This window comes from Parabacteroides sp. TM07-1AC, from assembly GCF_003480915.1.
In the GTDB taxonomy this organism is placed as follows: domain Bacteria; phylum Bacteroidota; class Bacteroidia; order Bacteroidales; family Tannerellaceae; genus Parabacteroides; species Parabacteroides chongii.
The window spans coordinates 299,760-315,441 of sequence record NZ_QUKD01000007.1 but is presented as its reverse complement, the minus strand read 5'-3'; the positions used below and the strand labels follow the sequence as shown (position 1 = coordinate 315,441).

General features: G+C 45.0%; 14 protein-coding genes and 1 tRNA gene. 5 read left to right on the top strand and 10 right to left on the bottom strand.

Annotation, left to right across the window (positions count from 1 at the left end):
* Positions 1–104: 104 nt before the first annotated feature.
* The 6 genes from cobC to cbiB are packed head-to-tail and all read right to left on the bottom strand — an operon-like array spanning position 105 to position 4,595.
* Positions 105–638, bottom strand: coding sequence for an alpha-ribazole phosphatase (cobC, locus tag DXD68_RS15720; RefSeq protein WP_122362473.1), 534 nt, complete (start codon positions 636–638; stop codon positions 105–107).
* Positions 639–648: 10 nt separating this feature from the next.
* Complete coding sequence (locus DXD68_RS15715) at positions 649–1,401, bottom strand: adenosylcobinamide-GDP ribazoletransferase (protein ID WP_122362490.1); 753 nt, start codon at positions 1,399–1,401, stop codon at positions 649–651.
* A 36-nt stretch (positions 1,402–1,437) separates the two neighbouring features.
* Positions 1,438–2,475, bottom strand: a complete 1,038-nt coding sequence (gene cobT, locus DXD68_RS15710; protein ID WP_122362472.1) for a nicotinate-nucleotide--dimethylbenzimidazole phosphoribosyltransferase — start codon at positions 2,473–2,475, stop codon at positions 1,438–1,440.
* 15 nt (positions 2,476–2,490) lie between these two features.
* Positions 2,491–3,009, bottom strand: a complete 519-nt coding sequence (locus DXD68_RS15705) for a bifunctional adenosylcobinamide kinase/adenosylcobinamide-phosphate guanylyltransferase (protein WP_122362471.1) — start codon at positions 3,007–3,009, stop codon at positions 2,491–2,493.
* 4 nt (positions 3,010–3,013) lie between these two features.
* The gene (locus tag DXD68_RS15700; protein WP_122362489.1) at positions 3,014–3,628 is read right to left on the bottom strand and encodes a S4 domain-containing protein; all 615 of its coding nucleotides are present in this window, start codon (positions 3,626–3,628) and stop codon (positions 3,014–3,016) included.
* A gap of 16 nt (positions 3,629–3,644) precedes the next feature.
* Positions 3,645–4,595: an adenosylcobinamide-phosphate synthase CbiB gene (gene cbiB / locus DXD68_RS15695; protein WP_122362470.1), complete on the bottom strand. Its 951-nt coding sequence runs from the start codon at positions 4,593–4,595 to the stop codon at positions 3,645–3,647.
* A gap of 82 nt (positions 4,596–4,677) precedes the next feature.
* Between cbiB and DXD68_RS15690 the strand changes: the two genes are divergently transcribed.
* Positions 4,678–5,700 carry an SPOR domain-containing protein gene (locus DXD68_RS15690; protein WP_122362469.1) on the top strand — a complete coding sequence of 341 codons (1,023 nt, stop codon included), beginning with the start codon at positions 4,678–4,680 and terminating at the stop codon, positions 5,698–5,700.
* A gap of 625 nt (positions 5,701–6,325) precedes the next feature.
* On the opposite strand, the gene DXD68_RS15685 is transcribed toward DXD68_RS15690, so the two are convergent.
* A complete protein-coding gene (locus DXD68_RS15685; protein ID WP_122362468.1) occupies positions 6,326–6,517 on the bottom strand; it encodes an Arc family DNA-binding protein in 192 nt (63 codons plus the stop codon).
* Positions 6,518–6,545: 28 nt separating this feature from the next.
* Complete coding sequence (locus tag DXD68_RS15680) at positions 6,546–7,421, bottom strand: SPFH domain-containing protein (protein WP_122362467.1); 876 nt, start codon at positions 7,419–7,421, stop codon at positions 6,546–6,548.
* A 134-nt stretch (positions 7,422–7,555) separates the two neighbouring features.
* Between DXD68_RS15680 and DXD68_RS15675 the strand changes: the two genes are divergently transcribed.
* The 3 genes from DXD68_RS15675 to DXD68_RS15665 all read left to right on the top strand — a co-directional run bounded on the left by DXD68_RS15675 (position 7,556) and on the right by DXD68_RS15665 (position 14,142).
* Positions 7,556–9,559, top strand: coding sequence for a tetratricopeptide repeat protein (locus DXD68_RS15675; RefSeq protein WP_122362466.1), 2,004 nt, complete (start codon positions 7,556–7,558; stop codon positions 9,557–9,559).
* A gap of 112 nt (positions 9,560–9,671) precedes the next feature.
* A complete protein-coding gene (locus DXD68_RS15670) occupies positions 9,672–12,860 on the top strand; it encodes a TonB-dependent receptor domain-containing protein (protein ID WP_122362465.1) in 3,189 nt (1,062 codons plus the stop codon).
* 82 nt (positions 12,861–12,942) lie between these two features.
* Complete coding sequence (locus DXD68_RS15665; protein ID WP_122362464.1) at positions 12,943–14,142, top strand: ectonucleotide pyrophosphatase/phosphodiesterase; 1,200 nt, start codon at positions 12,943–12,945, stop codon at positions 14,140–14,142.
* A gap of 57 nt (positions 14,143–14,199) precedes the next feature.
* Here the strand turns inward: DXD68_RS15665 and DXD68_RS15660 are convergent, their stop codons facing one another.
* Complete coding sequence (locus DXD68_RS15660) at positions 14,200–14,415, bottom strand: winged helix-turn-helix domain-containing protein (protein WP_122362463.1); 216 nt, start codon at positions 14,413–14,415, stop codon at positions 14,200–14,202.
* Positions 14,416–14,796: 381 nt separating this feature from the next.
* On the opposite strand from DXD68_RS15660, the gene DXD68_RS15655 reads away from it, so the two are divergent.
* The gene (locus DXD68_RS15655) at positions 14,797–15,174 is read left to right on the top strand and encodes an RNA recognition motif domain-containing protein (RefSeq protein ID WP_122356366.1); all 378 of its coding nucleotides are present in this window, start codon (positions 14,797–14,799) and stop codon (positions 15,172–15,174) included.
* Between the two features lie 276 nt (positions 15,175–15,450).
* Here the strand turns inward: DXD68_RS15655 and DXD68_RS15650 are convergent.
* A tRNA-Glu gene (locus DXD68_RS15650) sits at positions 15,451–15,523 on the bottom strand.
* Between the last annotated feature and the right edge of the window lie 159 nt (positions 15,524–15,682).

The window sequence follows — 15,682 nt, the reverse complement described above, 5'->3', positions numbered from 1 at the left end:
GAAAGGAGTTCATTCGAAAGAGTGGACTCCTTTTTTTATTTATCATGGTTTCACTTTTTATCCGTTTTGATCCGCCTAATCCGTGTCATCCGCGTACTGGATGTTTAGTCGAAAGAGAGTTTTATAATTTCTCCGTAGGAAGGAACGTTCTTGAAAGCATCCTGGATATCATATTCTCCGGCATATACCCGGGCACAGGTTAAAACTCCTCCGTGGGCGAATATGCAGACATCTTGTAGCCCGCTCTTTCTTATTTCATCAAGAAATGAACTGACACGTTCATATTGGTCCTTTAAGGATTCCCCTCCCGGAGTTCTGGTTTCTATCCAGTCGGCAAACCAGGCTTCAGAACGTGGATCGGCTGATAACTCCTCCCATGACTTCATCTCCCATTCTCCGAAATGAAGCTCTTTTACCCGATCTTCTCGGGTAGCCTCCGGATAACCGCAGTAAGAGGCGAGCCGTACACAACGGGTTAACGGGCTGCACCAGACTTTATCGAACGTTAGTCCGGAGAGCGATTCTTTTACTTTTTCGGCCTCTTCTTCAAAAGACGGACGTAATGCTACATCTGTCTGCCCGTAAGCATAGCCTGCAGGAACATCGACAGAGGTGTGTCTGATCAAATAGATATTCATATAGTAACTTCTAAAGTGTTGTTGTATATATAACAGCAATCCCAAGGTAAAAGCTCAATTCGCAAAGCAAAAATGTGGCTCCGCAACAATCGCCGGTATACCCTTGTATCTTCTTTTTCATAAACGTTGTCAGCATATACCAGGTGGCAACCGGAAGAAGGCCTGCCAGAAAATAAACCGGTTCCGGCAACCAGCATAAAGGAACTAACAGGCAAATCAGACTGAACAGATATTCTCCTGTCGTCATGCGGCTGTATACCGTCTTGCTCTTGGCTTCTTCCTCTTTCCGGGCATACGGCAGGCGGTTGATGATCATACCCGCCACTCCCTTACTATAAGGATCGCCCGCCAGGATCGCGCAGCCTGCCAATTCAACAGGAAGGCTGCTGAGTAATAAATAATAAAGCCCAAAGTAACAGATCAAGCCGATTACCCCGTAGCTTCCTATGTGAGAATCCTTCATGATCGCCAATACCCGTTCCCGGCTCGTACCCCCTCCGAATCCATCGAAGAAATCCGCCAGTCCGTCTTCATGCAGGCAACCTGTAATCAGTAACCGGGTGACCATGGCCAGTGCCAAAGCCACCCCTGCCGGTAGAATAAGAGAACCAGCATACAATACAATTACCATCAATCCGGCAGTAAACCAGCCTACCAGTGCCCACCGGCTGACTATATTTTTGAAATATTCGGCAGGAACCTCTGCCAGTTTCCAGAAAGGCAGACGGGTAAAGAATATGAATGCAGCCAGTATACGTAACATCATATCTGTAAATGTTAGGAATGGAAAACCATCCGGTTAGAAATATTTCGTTACCGCTGCCTGACGGAAAGTATGCATTTCATTGATCATGCGTACGGCTGAGTCGATGATCGGGTATGCACATACAGAGCCGGAACCTTCCCCTAAACGTAATCCCAGGTTTAAGACCGGATTAGCCTGAAGGGCATCCAGTACTTTTCTGTGTCCGGCTTCATCTCCGCAATGTCCGAATATGCAATAAGGAAGCATTTCCGGATACAAGCGCGAAGCTGCCAACACACAATTGGTCATAATAAAACCGTCGACCAGGATAACCATTTTTAGTTCAGCCGCCCGGAGCATGCCACCTACTGCCATGACCATTTCATAACCTCCGAAATAACTGATCACATCCAATGGGCTGTTGTCACCTTTATAGTTTTCGAGCGCCGCTTTCAATACATTGTATTTATGTTGTACGCCACTGCTGTCCAGACCACTTCCGGCACCCACACATTCGATCAGCGGAATCCCCGTGAGACAAGTCATCCACATGCTGGATGCTGCCGTGTTGCCTATGCCCATCTCTCCGAAACTGATCACGTTGCAGCCTTCTTTGTGACAGTCTGAAACGATCCCGGCTCCGTACTGAAGTGCCAGCTCCATCTCTTCACGTGTCATAGCCGCCTCATGGAGGAAGTTACGGGTCCCTTTTCTGATTTTACGGTCTATTAACTGCGGTATCGAAGGAAAATCGAAATCGACTCCCCCATCGACAATCTTTATATCGAAACCATGCTGGCGTGCCAGGAAGCAGACGCCGGCCCCTCCGTTCAGGAAGTTGTGGATCACCTGGCGGGTGACTTCCTTGGGGGATTTACTTACACCTTCATCGGCAATGCCGTGATCGGAGGCGTATATAACATTGACCGGATGATTTAGAGCAGGAGTGAGTGTCTGCTGGATCAGTCCGACCTGAAGAGCTATTTCCTCCAGTCTGCCTAACGAACCTTTGGGTTTGGTCAGGTCATTTATTTTCTCTTGTAGTGCTTCCGCAATAGCAGTATCCGGTTTTTCAATATGAAAGGTAATCATTGTTTAATTATTTTGTTATTGTTTTATTTTCATGGGTATTCCGCTTATCATCAGTACGACTTCATCGGCGCGGGAGGCAATGTATTGGTTTAGCCATCCCTGCAGGTCAGTGAATTTTCGCTGTATCGGATCGGGGGAGACACCTCCTAATCCTATTTCATTGGTCACGAATATGAGATAAGCCTGCTGCTCAACCAACCGGTTGAATTCCTCTTTCAGTTCCTTGAGCGACAATTCGACATTGCTGTCGTTGTCAAAAAAGAAATTAGTGCCCCACAAGGTGACACAATCTATGATAACTACCCGTCCGTCCAGGTTGTGGCGGCTCAGGTATTTTTCTTCTTCGATATTGGTCCATTCCGGACCGCGGTCGGCCTGGTGACGGAGAACACGTTGGCGAAACTCTTCATCCCAGACACGGGACGTAGCCAAATAAACCGGGTTAGCGCTTAACGATAAGGCTAACTTTTGTGCGTATCCGCTTTTACCGGAGCGCTGTCCTCCTGTTACCAGTACGATATGTTTGTCAGGCATCGCTTTATTCTCCTTTCGGCTTGTTGCGGGTGGCAGCTCGTTTCGTTTTATTTATCGGGTTGTTCTTACTCGTTTTCCGTAAACTGGCAGATTTCGGAGAGGCGGCCAGACGTTGTGCAACGGCGGCTCTTCCCAAAGATTTACCGAACTTCGGACGCATAGCCTCTTTGAGCAGCGCCTTTTCTTCCTGGCTTAGTCTCTCTTTGGGCTTTTCTCCGCTTTTGGCTGCTTTTCTGGCTGCAGCATATTTGTTGTATTTGACATACTTGCCAGGTCTTAGCTTACTGCCGGAACCGGATGATTTCTTTTTTTCCGTAGCAGGAGCACTGGCGGCCGGCACATCGGCTTCTGCCGGTTTTGTTTTTTTCTCCACTTTGGCTGTTGCTTCGCCGAAGATGAGATTTTGAGTTTTACCGGCACCCGTACGGGCATGTTCCTGCGCCTGTTTGAAATTTACCTGGATATCATCAAGCATGATGATGTCGGACTTGCTTACTTTTTGTCCGACTTCCGGCAGGTTGCCATTGACGGTAACACGCCCCATTTCGATAAACTTGTCTGCCTCCCTGCGGGAGCAAAAACCTGCGTCACTGAGCAGTTTGTTTAGTCTTATTTCCATATTCATATAATTTTCTTTATTGTAATAATAATGATAGAAGACAAACAAGCAATCCCATAGCTAGTTCTGTATTGCTGTTTATTTTAGTTGCTATTAACATGTCCTCTGTTGTAAAAGGACGGTCGTTGACTCCGATGTGGGGCTTTTCTACCGCTTGTCCGAAATAGTCGTGCGTTCCTCCGAAACGGCAATCCAGAATAGCAGCCAGTGCCGCTTCGGGGTAGCCTGAGTTCGGGCTGAGATGTGCGCGACCGAAACGGGTCAGAAAGTCCCTTTTATGCCAGTTGCCGGAAACCAGCAACATCAGCCAGGCGGTCAACCGTGCGGGCAGGTAGTTGGCAACATCGTCCAACCGGGCAGCTGCCTGTCCGAAATCCTTATACCGTTCATTTTTGTAGCCGATCATTGAATCGAGCGTATTGATCATTTTATAAGCCATCATTCCGGGCAGCCCTAGAAAACCGAACCAAAACATCGGGGCGATCACTCCGTCGCTCAGGTTCTCAGCCAATGTTTCGAGGGCAGCAGCTCTGATCTCCTGCGGGGATAAGTTGGAGGTATCGCGTCCGACGATGCGTCCGACCTGTATACGGCCCTCCTCCACGCTGCGGTCTACGGCTTCGAAAACGGCTTTGACCTCTGTGATCAGGGTTTTTCCGGCCAGACAATAAAAAACACCGATCCCGACAAGGACAGCATACAATTGCGTATGGATGGCCCCTACCCAAAAAAGCAGCAAACGGGTCAGAGCATAAATACCGGCGACGAGGATCAGTGTCAGCAAACCTCCTTTATAAAAACGGTTCTCACCCCGGTTGAGCTTTTTTTCTCCGAAGGAAATCAATTTTCCGAACCATACAATGGGATGGGGCCAGCCTTCCGGGTCGCCTAGCAGACGATCTGCCAGCCATCCGCCCAGAAAAGGGATCACCTTGAGCAAATATATCGATTGAGTTGACCAGTACATATTATTTGTTTGAGATACAAAGGTAGAAAATTGTACCGTTTTTTGTTTTGTAAATTCACTAATAAATATCTACCTTTGTCTTATGCTTAGGATAATAACACATATAGAACGATTATTACTGGTACATGACTGCGTGATTGTGCCGGGTTGGGGTGGGTTTGTACTTCAGACAGTATCTGCTGTATGCAATGAAAAGGAACACTTGTTCAGCCCTCAACGAAAGGAAATCGTTTTTAATATTACATTGCAACATAACGACGGGCTGCTTTCGGAATCATACATGCAAATGTATGATGTCAATTACCGGAAAGCACAATTGATGCTGGAAGAAGATGTTGCGGATATGAAAGCTGCTTTGCAGGAAGAGAAGACATTGTCTTTAGGTGTGTTAGGTTCCTTTAGTCTGGGACAGGAGGGGCAGGTTATTTTCCATCCGGGAGAATCGGATGCATTCAGTGTCGGTTCTTATGGTCTGGTTTCTTTCAACTTCCCGTTGCTTCAGCCTGTTTTGGCAGAACGCGAAGAAGTGGCTCTGCTTACCCGTAAGAGAAAGAAAGATATCTTATATATTCCGGTTAGCCGGAAATTCCTTCGTGTCGCAGCGGCTTCGGCAGCAGCAGTCGCCTTGTTCCTGTTGATATCGACTCCGGTAAAGGATGTCAATCAGGCTGCTTATACGGCAAGTTTTGTTCCGACCGAGATGGTTGTAAAAAGTGCTCCTGAAATAAAGCCCGTAGAGGAAGTTGTTCCGGAAGAAAAGGCGGTGCCCGAAATCAAGGCAGTGAAAGCTGAAAAGAAAGTGGTTGCCGAGACTCCTGCTCCAAAAGTAAAGAAACAGGAAGCGGCTCCCAAACCGGTAGCTTCCAAGCCCAATCAGAAAATGTATCACATCGTGATCGCCAGTTTTCCGACCGAAGATCAGGCTGACAAATATATAGCAGAAGTCGACCGTAAGGATTGCAAGCATGTTAGTAAAGTCGTTCGTGATGGAAAGTACCGTATTTATGCCGATAAATTCGATAATCGCGAACAGGCGGAAAGTTACATGGCTACGTTACGTATGAATGATAAATACAAGGATGCGTGGTTGTTTATCAGCCGCTAAATACTTTTGTTTGTATTTGATCTCCCTTTCCATATCCGCGGTATAAAGTTTTTGCAAAGTAACTATCATACTATCATTATTGACTGTATCTGTTTGTAAACCAGTTGCATATCTTATGATAGTTGCTGCTTTTAACTATCATTCAACTATCATAACTATCATACAAAACGATCTTTTTCTTCGTTATATTGCTGATAAATAACAGTTTGAGCTTTTTGGAGCATTCGGGCGGATCGATGGAATGGTTGTCATTTTTTGCTTCTTCCTTGACTTTTTTTTGATAGCTTCTTTTTTATTTTCACGAAAATGCTTACTAATTGTATTCGAGACCCCGGTTTTACCCCTTTTTAGATCCGGATGTTGACGATGCTCACACCCGGGTGTCAGGTTGTTTTAGACTCGGGTCTCAAATAGTATAAATCGTTATGTTGCTGAAAATAAGTCATGTATCTGTCGAAAATAGAAGGTGGCTTATCGGGATTTTAAATAGGTCTATGATGGTTGATGATAGATGAATGATGGTTGAAAATACTAACTATCATAATATAAAATGTTGATTTATAAAATGATATGATGAATAATGATAGTATGATAGTTGTTTATGATATTGAAATAGTATCCATATTTATTCCTCCTCTTGTTTGGGTTGTCTTTTCTTTTTCAACCGGCCTGCTTTTCGTAGTGCCTGGTCCAGGATGTACTGGATCTGGCCATTGGTGCTGCGGAATTCATCCGCAGCCCAGGTTTCGATAGCATCCATCATCTCTGCATCTATCCGCAGAACAAAGTTTTTGGTTGCATTCTCTTTTTTGGCCATCACTTATATTAATATTAAAAATTTAGAATCATTGATATAATGTACCTGTGTTAATAACAGGCTGAGCAGATTCGTCAGCACAAAGCACAACGAGCAGGTTACTGACCATGGCTGCTTTTCTTTCTTCGTCGAGTTCGACTATGCTCTCTTTTTGGAGTTTTTCCAATGCGAGGTGAACCATACTGACCGCTCCTTCTACAATACGTTCCCGGGCAGCAATGATGGCATCAGCCTGTTGACGACGAAGCATAACGCCTGCAATTTCGGAAGCATAAGCCAGATAGTTGATACGTGCTTCTACGACTTCGATTCCGGCAAGTGTGAGACGGCTGTTCAGTTCGTCTTCGAGACGCAGAGTTACTTCCCCGTCATTGTCGGAACGCAATGTAACTTTATCGGTTGTTTCGTTCGTATCATACGCATACATTCCGGCAACCTGGCGTAAAGCGGCATCGCTTTGGATTTGGACGAATGATTTTACATCTCCTGAAATATCAAAGGTCGCTTTATAGGTGTCTTTGATTCTCCATACCACTACAGCACCGATCATTACCGGATTACCAACTTTGTCGTTTACTTTGATTGGCTCCAGGTTTAGATTGAAGATACGCAGGGTTACTTTGGTCTTCAAAAAAAGAGGGTTTACCCAGAAAAAGCCGTTTTCAATGATTGTGCCGACGTATTTTCCGAAGAATGTCATAACCCGTGAGTTATTCGGTTGAATAATGACTAATCCGTAACACATGAAAATAGCACATAGTGCACCGATAATGCCTATGGCAATACTCCAGGGTTGTTTCAGTGTGAACATGAAAATGGAAGCGCCCAGTATGATCAGGATAAATAATATAGCCAGGAAACCTGAAATCCTGATACCGTCAAATGCTTTTTCTTGTGCTTTCATAATAATTTATATTTGATATTATTTTGATATCACAAATTAAAGCAATAATCCGGATATAACCAAATAAAATATCCCCTTTTTATAAGAGGATATTTAAAATATTATTTAGCTTTGTCTACTCAAAAATTACACGATTGGAATTTCAACTCGACACGGACAATAGAGAGTTTCAGGATGCCCTGCAACTGATCACTCATACTCGTCAGTCTGTTTTCCTGACAGGGAAAGCAGGGACGGGCAAATCGACTTTTCTTAAATATATCTGTTCACATACCAAAAAGAAGCATGTCGTGCTGGCGCCTACCGGAATTGCTGCGATCAATGCGGAAGGGGTGACTTTGCATTCGTTCTTTAAGTTGCCGTTTCGTCCGATGCTTCCGGATGATCCCGACCTGAGTTTGAAAGATGGCCGGATTTTCGAGTTCTTCAAATATAGGAAAGAACACCGGAAGATCATTTCGGAGGTCGAACTGATCATTATCGATGAGATTTCGATGGTAAGGGCGGATATTATCGATTGTGTGGATCGTATTTTGCGGGTCTTTTCCGGGAATATGCGTTTGCCGTTCGGTGGGAAACAGTTGTTATTCGTGGGCGATGTGTTCCAGCTGGAGCCGGTTGTGCCGTCCGACCAGAAAGAGATATTGAGCCTGTTCTATGCCAGTCCGTTTTTCTTCTCGGCGAGAGTATTCCAGTCGATCAACCTGGTGCCGATAGAATTGCAGAAAGTGTACCGCCAGACCGATCCGGTGTTTATCAATGTATTGGACCGGATACGGAGCAATGCCGCGAGGAAGCAGGAGCTGGATGTTTTGAATGCCCGTTACTTCCCGGAGTTTGTGCCGAACAATGAGGATATGTATATCACGCTTGCCACTCGTCGTGATCAGGTCGATTTTATCAATGAGAAGAGACTGGCGGAGCTTCCCGGGGATGAGTTCATCTCTACCGGACGTATAGAAGGCGACTTTCCTGAATCTTCTTTGCCTACCCAGTTGAACCTGGCGATCAAGGAACAGGCACAGGTGATCTTTATCGATAATGATCACGAGCGCCGTTGGGTAAACGGAACGATCGGCATGGTTTCGGGTATCGATGAAAACGGAAATGTGTATGTCCTGCTGGAAAACGGAATCGAGCATTTGGTCGAACCTACCTCCTGGCGCAATTACAAATATAAATATAACGAAAAGGAAAAGAGGATAGAGGAGGAAATTGTCGGAACTTTCGAACAGTTGCCGATCCGCCTTGCCTGGGCGATCACGGTGCATAAGAGCCAGGGGCTTACCTTCAACCGGGTCGTTGTCGATCTGACGGGAGGCGTATTTGCCGGGGGACAGACATATGTGGCTCTGAGCCGTTCTACTTCGCTCGAAGGACTGGTGCTGAAAAGCCGGGTGACACCTCACGATATTTTTGTCCGCAAGGAGATCGTTCAGTTCAGCCAGATATTTAACAGTAAGGAACTGATCGAAAAGAGCCTTCGTGAAAGTGAAGCAGAACTTTTGTACGCCCGTGCCGCCCATGAATTCAATCGGGGGAATATGAAAGAGGCGGTGGAGTCGTTGGCACAGGCTGTCGGGAAACGCAATGAGCTGGATAAACCGTTGGTGCAACGTCTCCTCCGCTCCAAGCTCCAGCGAATCAATACGCAACGGGCGGAGATTAAGAAATTGAAAGACGAACTGCATGCCCAGCGTGAAATCCTCAAAGAGTACGCCCATGAGTATTATCTGATGGGAAATGAATGTGTCACGAAAGCCAATGATCCGAATGCGGCTCTCCGCTCGTTCGACAAAGCCTTGAAGCTATACCCCGAATATGTGGATGCCTGGGTGCGAAAGGGCGTTACCTTATTGGATATTGGTGAAACATACGATGCGCAGGTTGCTTTGAACGAAGCGGTCCGGCTGAGTCCCCTTTCATTCAAAGCCCGTTATAATCGTGGGAAATGTTACCTGCGCATGAAATATTATGAAGAAGCGGTTGCTGACCTTCAGAAGGCAGTATCCATCAAACCGAAACATGCATCGGCACACGAGTATTTGGCAGAAGCTTACCGGTTTGTCGGCGAAGAAGAGCTGGCGCAACAACATCAGGATATAGCAGATAGTTTGCGGGAAAATCGAAATATTTAAGAAAGTCTATAAAAATCAAACGTATTCGTAATGTTTGGGTAATATAGATTATATATCTTTGTGGCGTTATATAAAAAGTGTTTCGATTGTTTTATTTTAAATACCATCTAGTATGAAGAACTTATCTGTGTTTGTTCTTTTCCTTTTTTGTCTGACGTTTGCTGTGAATGCACAGGTTACAACTTCCGGGATCAGTGGTAAAGTAACGGCGGAAGGAGAGCTTCTGATCGGCGCGACCGTGCAGGCTGTTCATGAACCTTCCGGTACGACGTACGGTACTGTGACCAATGTGGACGGACGTTATAATTTGCAGGGCATGCGTATCGGCGGTCCTTATACCGTAGAAGTATCGTATGTTGGATTTCAGAAAGCCGTATATAAAAATATTACCCTTCAGTTGGGGGAAACGTATCAGTTGGATGTGAATCTGACGGAGTCGTTATCGCTGGATGAAGTGGTTGTCACAGCTTCGAAGGCGGCTTTGTTCAATTCCCAGAAGACAGGGGCTGCCCAGAACTTCAACCAGGAACAGATCATGTCGACCCCTTCCGTTAGCCGGAGTGTTTTCGATATTACGAAAATGAATCCTATGGGAGTGAATACGGGAAGCGGCATGTCGTTTGCCGGTTCCAGTAATAAATATAATTCATTCCAGATCGACGGAACCGTGAACAATGATGTATTCGGACTCTCTTCCAGCGGGACCAACGGTGACCAGGCGGGTGCCAATCCGATTTCTTTGGAAGCCATTGAAGAATTGCAGGTGGTTGTCGCTCCGTTTGACGTCCGTCAGAGTGGTTTTACGGGAGGCGGGATCAATGCGATCACCAAATCGGGAACCAACACTTTCCACGGTTCGGGTTACTGGTATTATAATAATGAAAACTTCTACGGGAAAACTCCGGGAAAGAATGTGACCAACCGAACTAAGCTGGATGATCAGAGCAGCGGTACTTACGGGTTGACACTGGGCGGACCGATCATCAAAAACAAACTGTTCTTTTTTGCAAATTATGAACGGGTGAAAGAAACCTATCCGTCTTCCAATAATATCGGGGAGGATGCTTCCAAGTTGAGTACCAGTGAAGTGGAACAGGTTATTAATAAAATATCGGAACTGACCGGCGGTTATGACGGCGGCGGTTATGGTCTGCAGGATATCGATACCCGTTCGGATAAAGTCCTGGCACGTATCGACTGGAATATTAATCAGAAAAATAAATTCACTTTGCGTTACAGCTGGCTGGATGCCCGCAGGATGGTTTTCACGAACGGAACGGCGGTTGCCAACCTGAATGATTACGGTTATTATATGAACAATACCACTCATTCGCTGGTCGCAGAATTGAATACGCAGTTTAATTCAGCCTGGTCCAATGAAGTTCGTTTCGGCTGGACAAGTGTGAGTGACAGTCGTGATCCGATAGGACGGGCATTGCCTGCCGTACAGATCGACAACATGACGAACGGGACGACGCTCAAATTCGGAATGGAACCTTTCTCTGCGGCTAATGGGCTGGACCAGCGTATCTTTACTTTGGAAGATAATGTAACATGGAACAAAGGAAATCATGCCCTGACCTTTGGTACACATAACGAGTTCTTCCATATGGAAAATCTGTTTATCGCTAATAATTACGGTTCGTATGTCTATAGTTCACTGGACGATTTCCTTTCTGTGGGTACGGCTAATGAAGCGATGCCGAAACGTTATACATATGCTTATTCACGTGAGGATATAACCGGGACGAATCGTTGGGCTCCGGCTTTTGGTGCTGCCCAGTTGGGTTTTTATGCACAGGACGAATGGAGGGTGACCAATGATTTCCGTCTGACATACGGTTTGCGTCTGGATATTCCTGTCTTTTTTGATACACCGAGGGCCAATGACCTGTTCAATAGTTCATCGGTCGCTTCTACTTTGGATTTGAAGACGAACCGGATGCCGGCAAGTAAAATATTATGGTCGCCGCGTATCGGTTTCCGATGGAATCTGAATGAGGATCATACGACTTTATTGCGTGGTGGTGCCGGTATATTCACGGGGCGTGTTCCTTTTGTCTGGCTTTCAAACAGTATTTCAAAAGCCGGTATCGAGTTAAGTGAAACATTCCTGTCCAGCAAGGAAAGCTTTGATGCGGCAAGAGCGGATGGATTCAAGTTCAATGCAGATCCTTCCAAACAATATTATAACCGTAATGCAGCTGTCCCGACGGCTGAGATCAATGTGGCGGATAAAAACTTTAAATTCCCCTCGGTTGCCCGTGTCAATTTAGCATTGGAACATACGTTCCCCTTTGGTGTGAAAGCTACTTTGGAAGGTATATATTCCAAGACGCTGAATAATATCCTGTATGAAAATGCGAATTATCAGTGGACCGGAAAGACCCTGAATAACGGCGGCGATAACCGTCCTGTTTATGAAAAACAGGATAAGAACTTTACCCAGATCATGTATCTGAAAAATACCAGCGAAGGGTATACATATAACCTGTCGGCTAAACTGGAAAAGAATTTCGATTTCGGTTTGAGTACGATGGTTGCCTATACCTACGGACAAGCCAAGTCGCTGACTGACGGTAATTCATCGCAGGCTTATTCCGGATGGAAATACAACCCGACCTATTACGGGGATATTAACCCTGAATTAACCTGGTCGAGCTTCGATGTCCGTAACCGTATTATTGCCTCTGTCTCTTACCGCAAGGAATATGCGAAACATTTTGCTACTACTGTCAGCCTGTTCTATAACGGACAAACCGGCGGCCGTTATTCCCTGCTCGATTATTCGGATCTCAATCATGACGGTTATAACAACGATCTGCTGTATGTTCCGACCGATGCCGAGTTCGATAAGATGACTTTTACCGAGTATACCAAGACGGTAGGAAAAGAAAAAGTCGTAGTTTCTCCTGCCGAGCAGAGAGAGGCAATGGCTAAATGGATAAACGACAACGAAGAACTGAAAGATTCTAAAGGTACGCATATGAAACGGTATCAGATGGTAATGCCTTTCGAACATCATTTCGATTTCCATATCGCACAGGATTTCTTTGTCGATATTGCCGGCAAGCGGAATACGATCCAGGTCAATTTCGACATTATAAATGTGGGTAACTTATTCAATAAGAGCTGGGGATTGTACAACCAGACTTCTACCGGACATGACCTGGCTCCTCTGACGACCAAGATTGTGGATGGTGAAGCATCTTATCAGTTCCATGATCCGGGCGAGATGGTAAAGAATGAGGAGATACTTTCCCGCTGGCATGCACAAGTCGGTTTGAAGTATATTTTCTAACGGGTATTTTGTGATTGGAATTAAATAATCGGGAGAGGTTCACTATCTTTGTGAACCTCTTTCTTTTTGAGGGAATATGGATATGAAAAGATATTTTAGTTTGATTATAGGATGTGTGATAGGACTCGGTATCCTTTTTTCCGGTTGTTCTTCGTCAAAACGTCATGACCGTTACGTCGTGGTCCTTTCCATGGATGGTTTCCGGTCCGATTATCCGGACCGCGCTTATACTCCGACATTAGATTCTCTGGCGAAAGCTGGGATACGTGCTGCTTTCCGTCCTTCTTTTCCCAGTGTTACCTTTCCCAACCATTATAGTATGGCGACCGGTTTACATCCGGATCATCATGGCTTGATTAATAATTTTTTCTATGCGCCGGACCTGGATAGTATTTATCGTATGGCGGATCCGACACCGGGCTTTTATGGAGGTGAACCGATTTGGAATACGGCAGAGAAGCAGGGTGTGCATGCGGCTTCTTTCTTTTGGGTAGGCAGTGAATATCCGATTCAGGGGCGGCAACCTTCTATTTGGAAACCTTTTGATAAGCAGGTCCCTTATTCGGATCGTGCCGACTCTGTCGTAGCCTGGTTGCGTCTGCCTGAAGATATACGTCCTCGTCTGATTATGTGGTATATAGAAGAGCCGGATGCGATCGGACATGTCTGTACGCCTGACTCTTCAGCTACCTTGCGGAAGGTAGAGGAGCTGGACCGGGTGCTGGCACATTTCTTTGAGGAAGCCCGCCGACTGGATATTTTTGATAAGATCGATTTCATTGTCCTTTCCGATCATGGAATGGCTACCTGTGTACCGGAGAAATATGTTAATCTGAATGACTACTTGCCCCGCGATAGTTTCGATTACATTTTTGACGGTGTCCCGACTTTACTTTATCCGAAGAAAAGTTATACGGAGACTGCTTACAATATTCTGAAAAAGGTCCCGAATGTCACGGTTTGGAAGAAAGACGAAATACCGGCGGAATATGTCTATGGAAGTAATCCCCGCATAGGCGACTTGGTGGTCTTGCCCCATATCGGAACCTATCTGCATTTTCGTGATAGGTCTTATCCTTATTTGGGGGCAACTCATGGCTATGATAATTTTACTCCGGAGATGGAGGCTATCTTTTATGCGGCAGGACCGTCCTTTAAAAAGAATGTGGAATTGCCGGTAATGGCTAATGTCAATTTATATCTGATCATTTGCCGCCTGCTGGGGCTGGAACCTGCGCCGAATGATGGTGACAGTGAGGTTGTAAACACCCTGTTTCGTTAAACAATAAAAAAAGCGATCTATATCAGATCGCTTTTTAATTTTATCAAAGGGCTTCTTTTAATAACTGAAATTCATCCCCGGACAAAAAGCGATCTGACTACTGGCACTTTTGATCTGAATCTTGTTTTCGCGGGCTAGCCAACCGATTGCAGACCATAAATCAGCTTCACACAAAGATGTTGCTTTCTTCAACTCCTCAAAACTCCAGCATCCACCATCCAGCAACAGATTCCAGATGGTACCTGCATTTAATCCAATTGTTCCTTTTGTCATGACAAACTCTCTTTTATGTTTATGGTATGTAGTATTTAAACTGAATTGGGAGGAGAAATGATATATTCCGGTTGTTATTTTAGTGTGTTTTATAAAAAGGACGGTCCTGCAAAAGATTTTTTTTGTAAATCAGGACAATGGATATCCAGGGGCTTAAAAAAAATGATTGTTTGTTTATAAGCGTTTTGGAGGAAAAAATTGTTGAAAAAGATTGTTATAAAGTACGGTAGTGTCAAATTTAATCTTACATTTGCGGTGTATTGAGATTGATTTAAACTTGTATTTGAAGTTTTACTCGCAATTTAGATTTGTAAAGTATATTCATTCAACTATTATTCTATTCATCCCTCAATAAACAATTAACTAAATAAGTTTTTATAAATGAATCTTTACATTTCAAATTTGAGTTACAACGTCACAGACGCTGACTTAAACGATTTATTTGCAGATTATGGTGAAATCCTTTCTGCTAGAGTTATTACAGACAGAGAAACAGGCCGTTCAAGAGGATTCGGTTTCGTAGAATTGAAGGATGACGAAATGGGCCGTAAGGCTATCGAAGAATTAAACCAGGCTACTTATGATGAAAAAGTAATCAACGTAACAGAAGCACGTCCGAGAGAAGATCGTGGTGGAAGCCGTGGCGGTTTCGGCGGCGGTAATCGTGGCGGTGGTTTCGGCGGTGGCAATCGTGGCGGTGGCTACGGTGGCGGTAATCGCGGAGGCTACGGTAACAACGGTGGCGGAAGAAGATATTAATCCGAATTTATAGCAAAAGGAAAGCGACTCGATAAGGGGCGCTTTTTTTGTTTAAGATAGATTTAGAAACATAGGATCCAAGCTAGTCCTATTTTGTAATTCCCCATTGTTCTTATCTGCAAGGGAAGTATTCCCCATCAAGGTGGGGGAAAAGGTCCACCCTGGTGGGGGAAAATCCCCTTGGGGATGGGGATAATATTTCTTTGCTGTGGAAATGTCTGTGGAGAATGAGGAAAACAAAAAAGCCAGCCGAAATGAATCAGCAGGCTTCTTCTGTAGTGCGTCCGGGGATCGAACCCGAGTTTCCGCCGTGAGAGGGCGGCGTCCTAGGCCACTAGACGAATGCACCGTTTCGTGTCATAGTTTTCATTGTTTGACGCTGCAAAATTAAGTATTATTTCTTTTCGATGTTCTCTTTATGCGGAAAAAATATAAATAAATTTCATCAGTCCTGTCAGAATGATACAGGAATGGCCCTTATACCACTAAAAGGCGTTAAAAGGACGAG

Bases quoted from the DNA above. Each gene is read 5' to 3' on its own strand.
- cobC (WP_122362473.1), bottom strand. From the start codon at position 638: ATGAATATCTATTTGATCAGACACACCTCTGTCGATGTTCCTGCAGGC.
- DXD68_RS15715 (WP_122362490.1), bottom strand. From the start codon at position 1,401: ATGTTACGTATACTGGCTGCATTCATATTCTTTACCCGTCTGCCTTTC.
- cobT (WP_122362472.1), bottom strand. From the start codon at position 2,475: ATGATTACCTTTCATATTGAAAAACCGGATACTGCTATTGCGGAAGCA.
- DXD68_RS15705 (WP_122362471.1), bottom strand. From the start codon at position 3,009: ATGCCTGACAAACATATCGTACTGGTAACAGGAGGACAGCGCTCCGGT.
- DXD68_RS15700 (WP_122362489.1), bottom strand. From the start codon at position 3,628: ATGGAAATAAGACTAAACAAACTGCTCAGTGACGCAGGTTTTTGCTCC.
- cbiB (WP_122362470.1), bottom strand. From the start codon at position 4,595: ATGTACTGGTCAACTCAATCGATATATTTGCTCAAGGTGATCCCTTTT.
- DXD68_RS15690 (WP_122362469.1), top strand. From the start codon at position 4,678: ATGCTTAGGATAATAACACATATAGAACGATTATTACTGGTACATGAC.
- DXD68_RS15685 (WP_122362468.1), bottom strand. From the start codon at position 6,517: ATGGCCAAAAAAGAGAATGCAACCAAAAACTTTGTTCTGCGGATAGAT.
- DXD68_RS15680 (WP_122362467.1), bottom strand. From the start codon at position 7,421: ATGAAAGCACAAGAAAAAGCATTTGACGGTATCAGGATTTCAGGTTTC.
- DXD68_RS15670 (WP_122362465.1), top strand. From the start codon at position 9,672: ATGAAGAACTTATCTGTGTTTGTTCTTTTCCTTTTTTGTCTGACGTTT.
- DXD68_RS15665 (WP_122362464.1), top strand. From the start codon at position 12,943: ATGAAAAGATATTTTAGTTTGATTATAGGATGTGTGATAGGACTCGGT.
- DXD68_RS15660 (WP_122362463.1), bottom strand. From the start codon at position 14,415: ATGACAAAAGGAACAATTGGATTAAATGCAGGTACCATCTGGAATCTG.
- DXD68_RS15655 (WP_122356366.1), top strand. From the start codon at position 14,797: ATGAATCTTTACATTTCAAATTTGAGTTACAACGTCACAGACGCTGAC.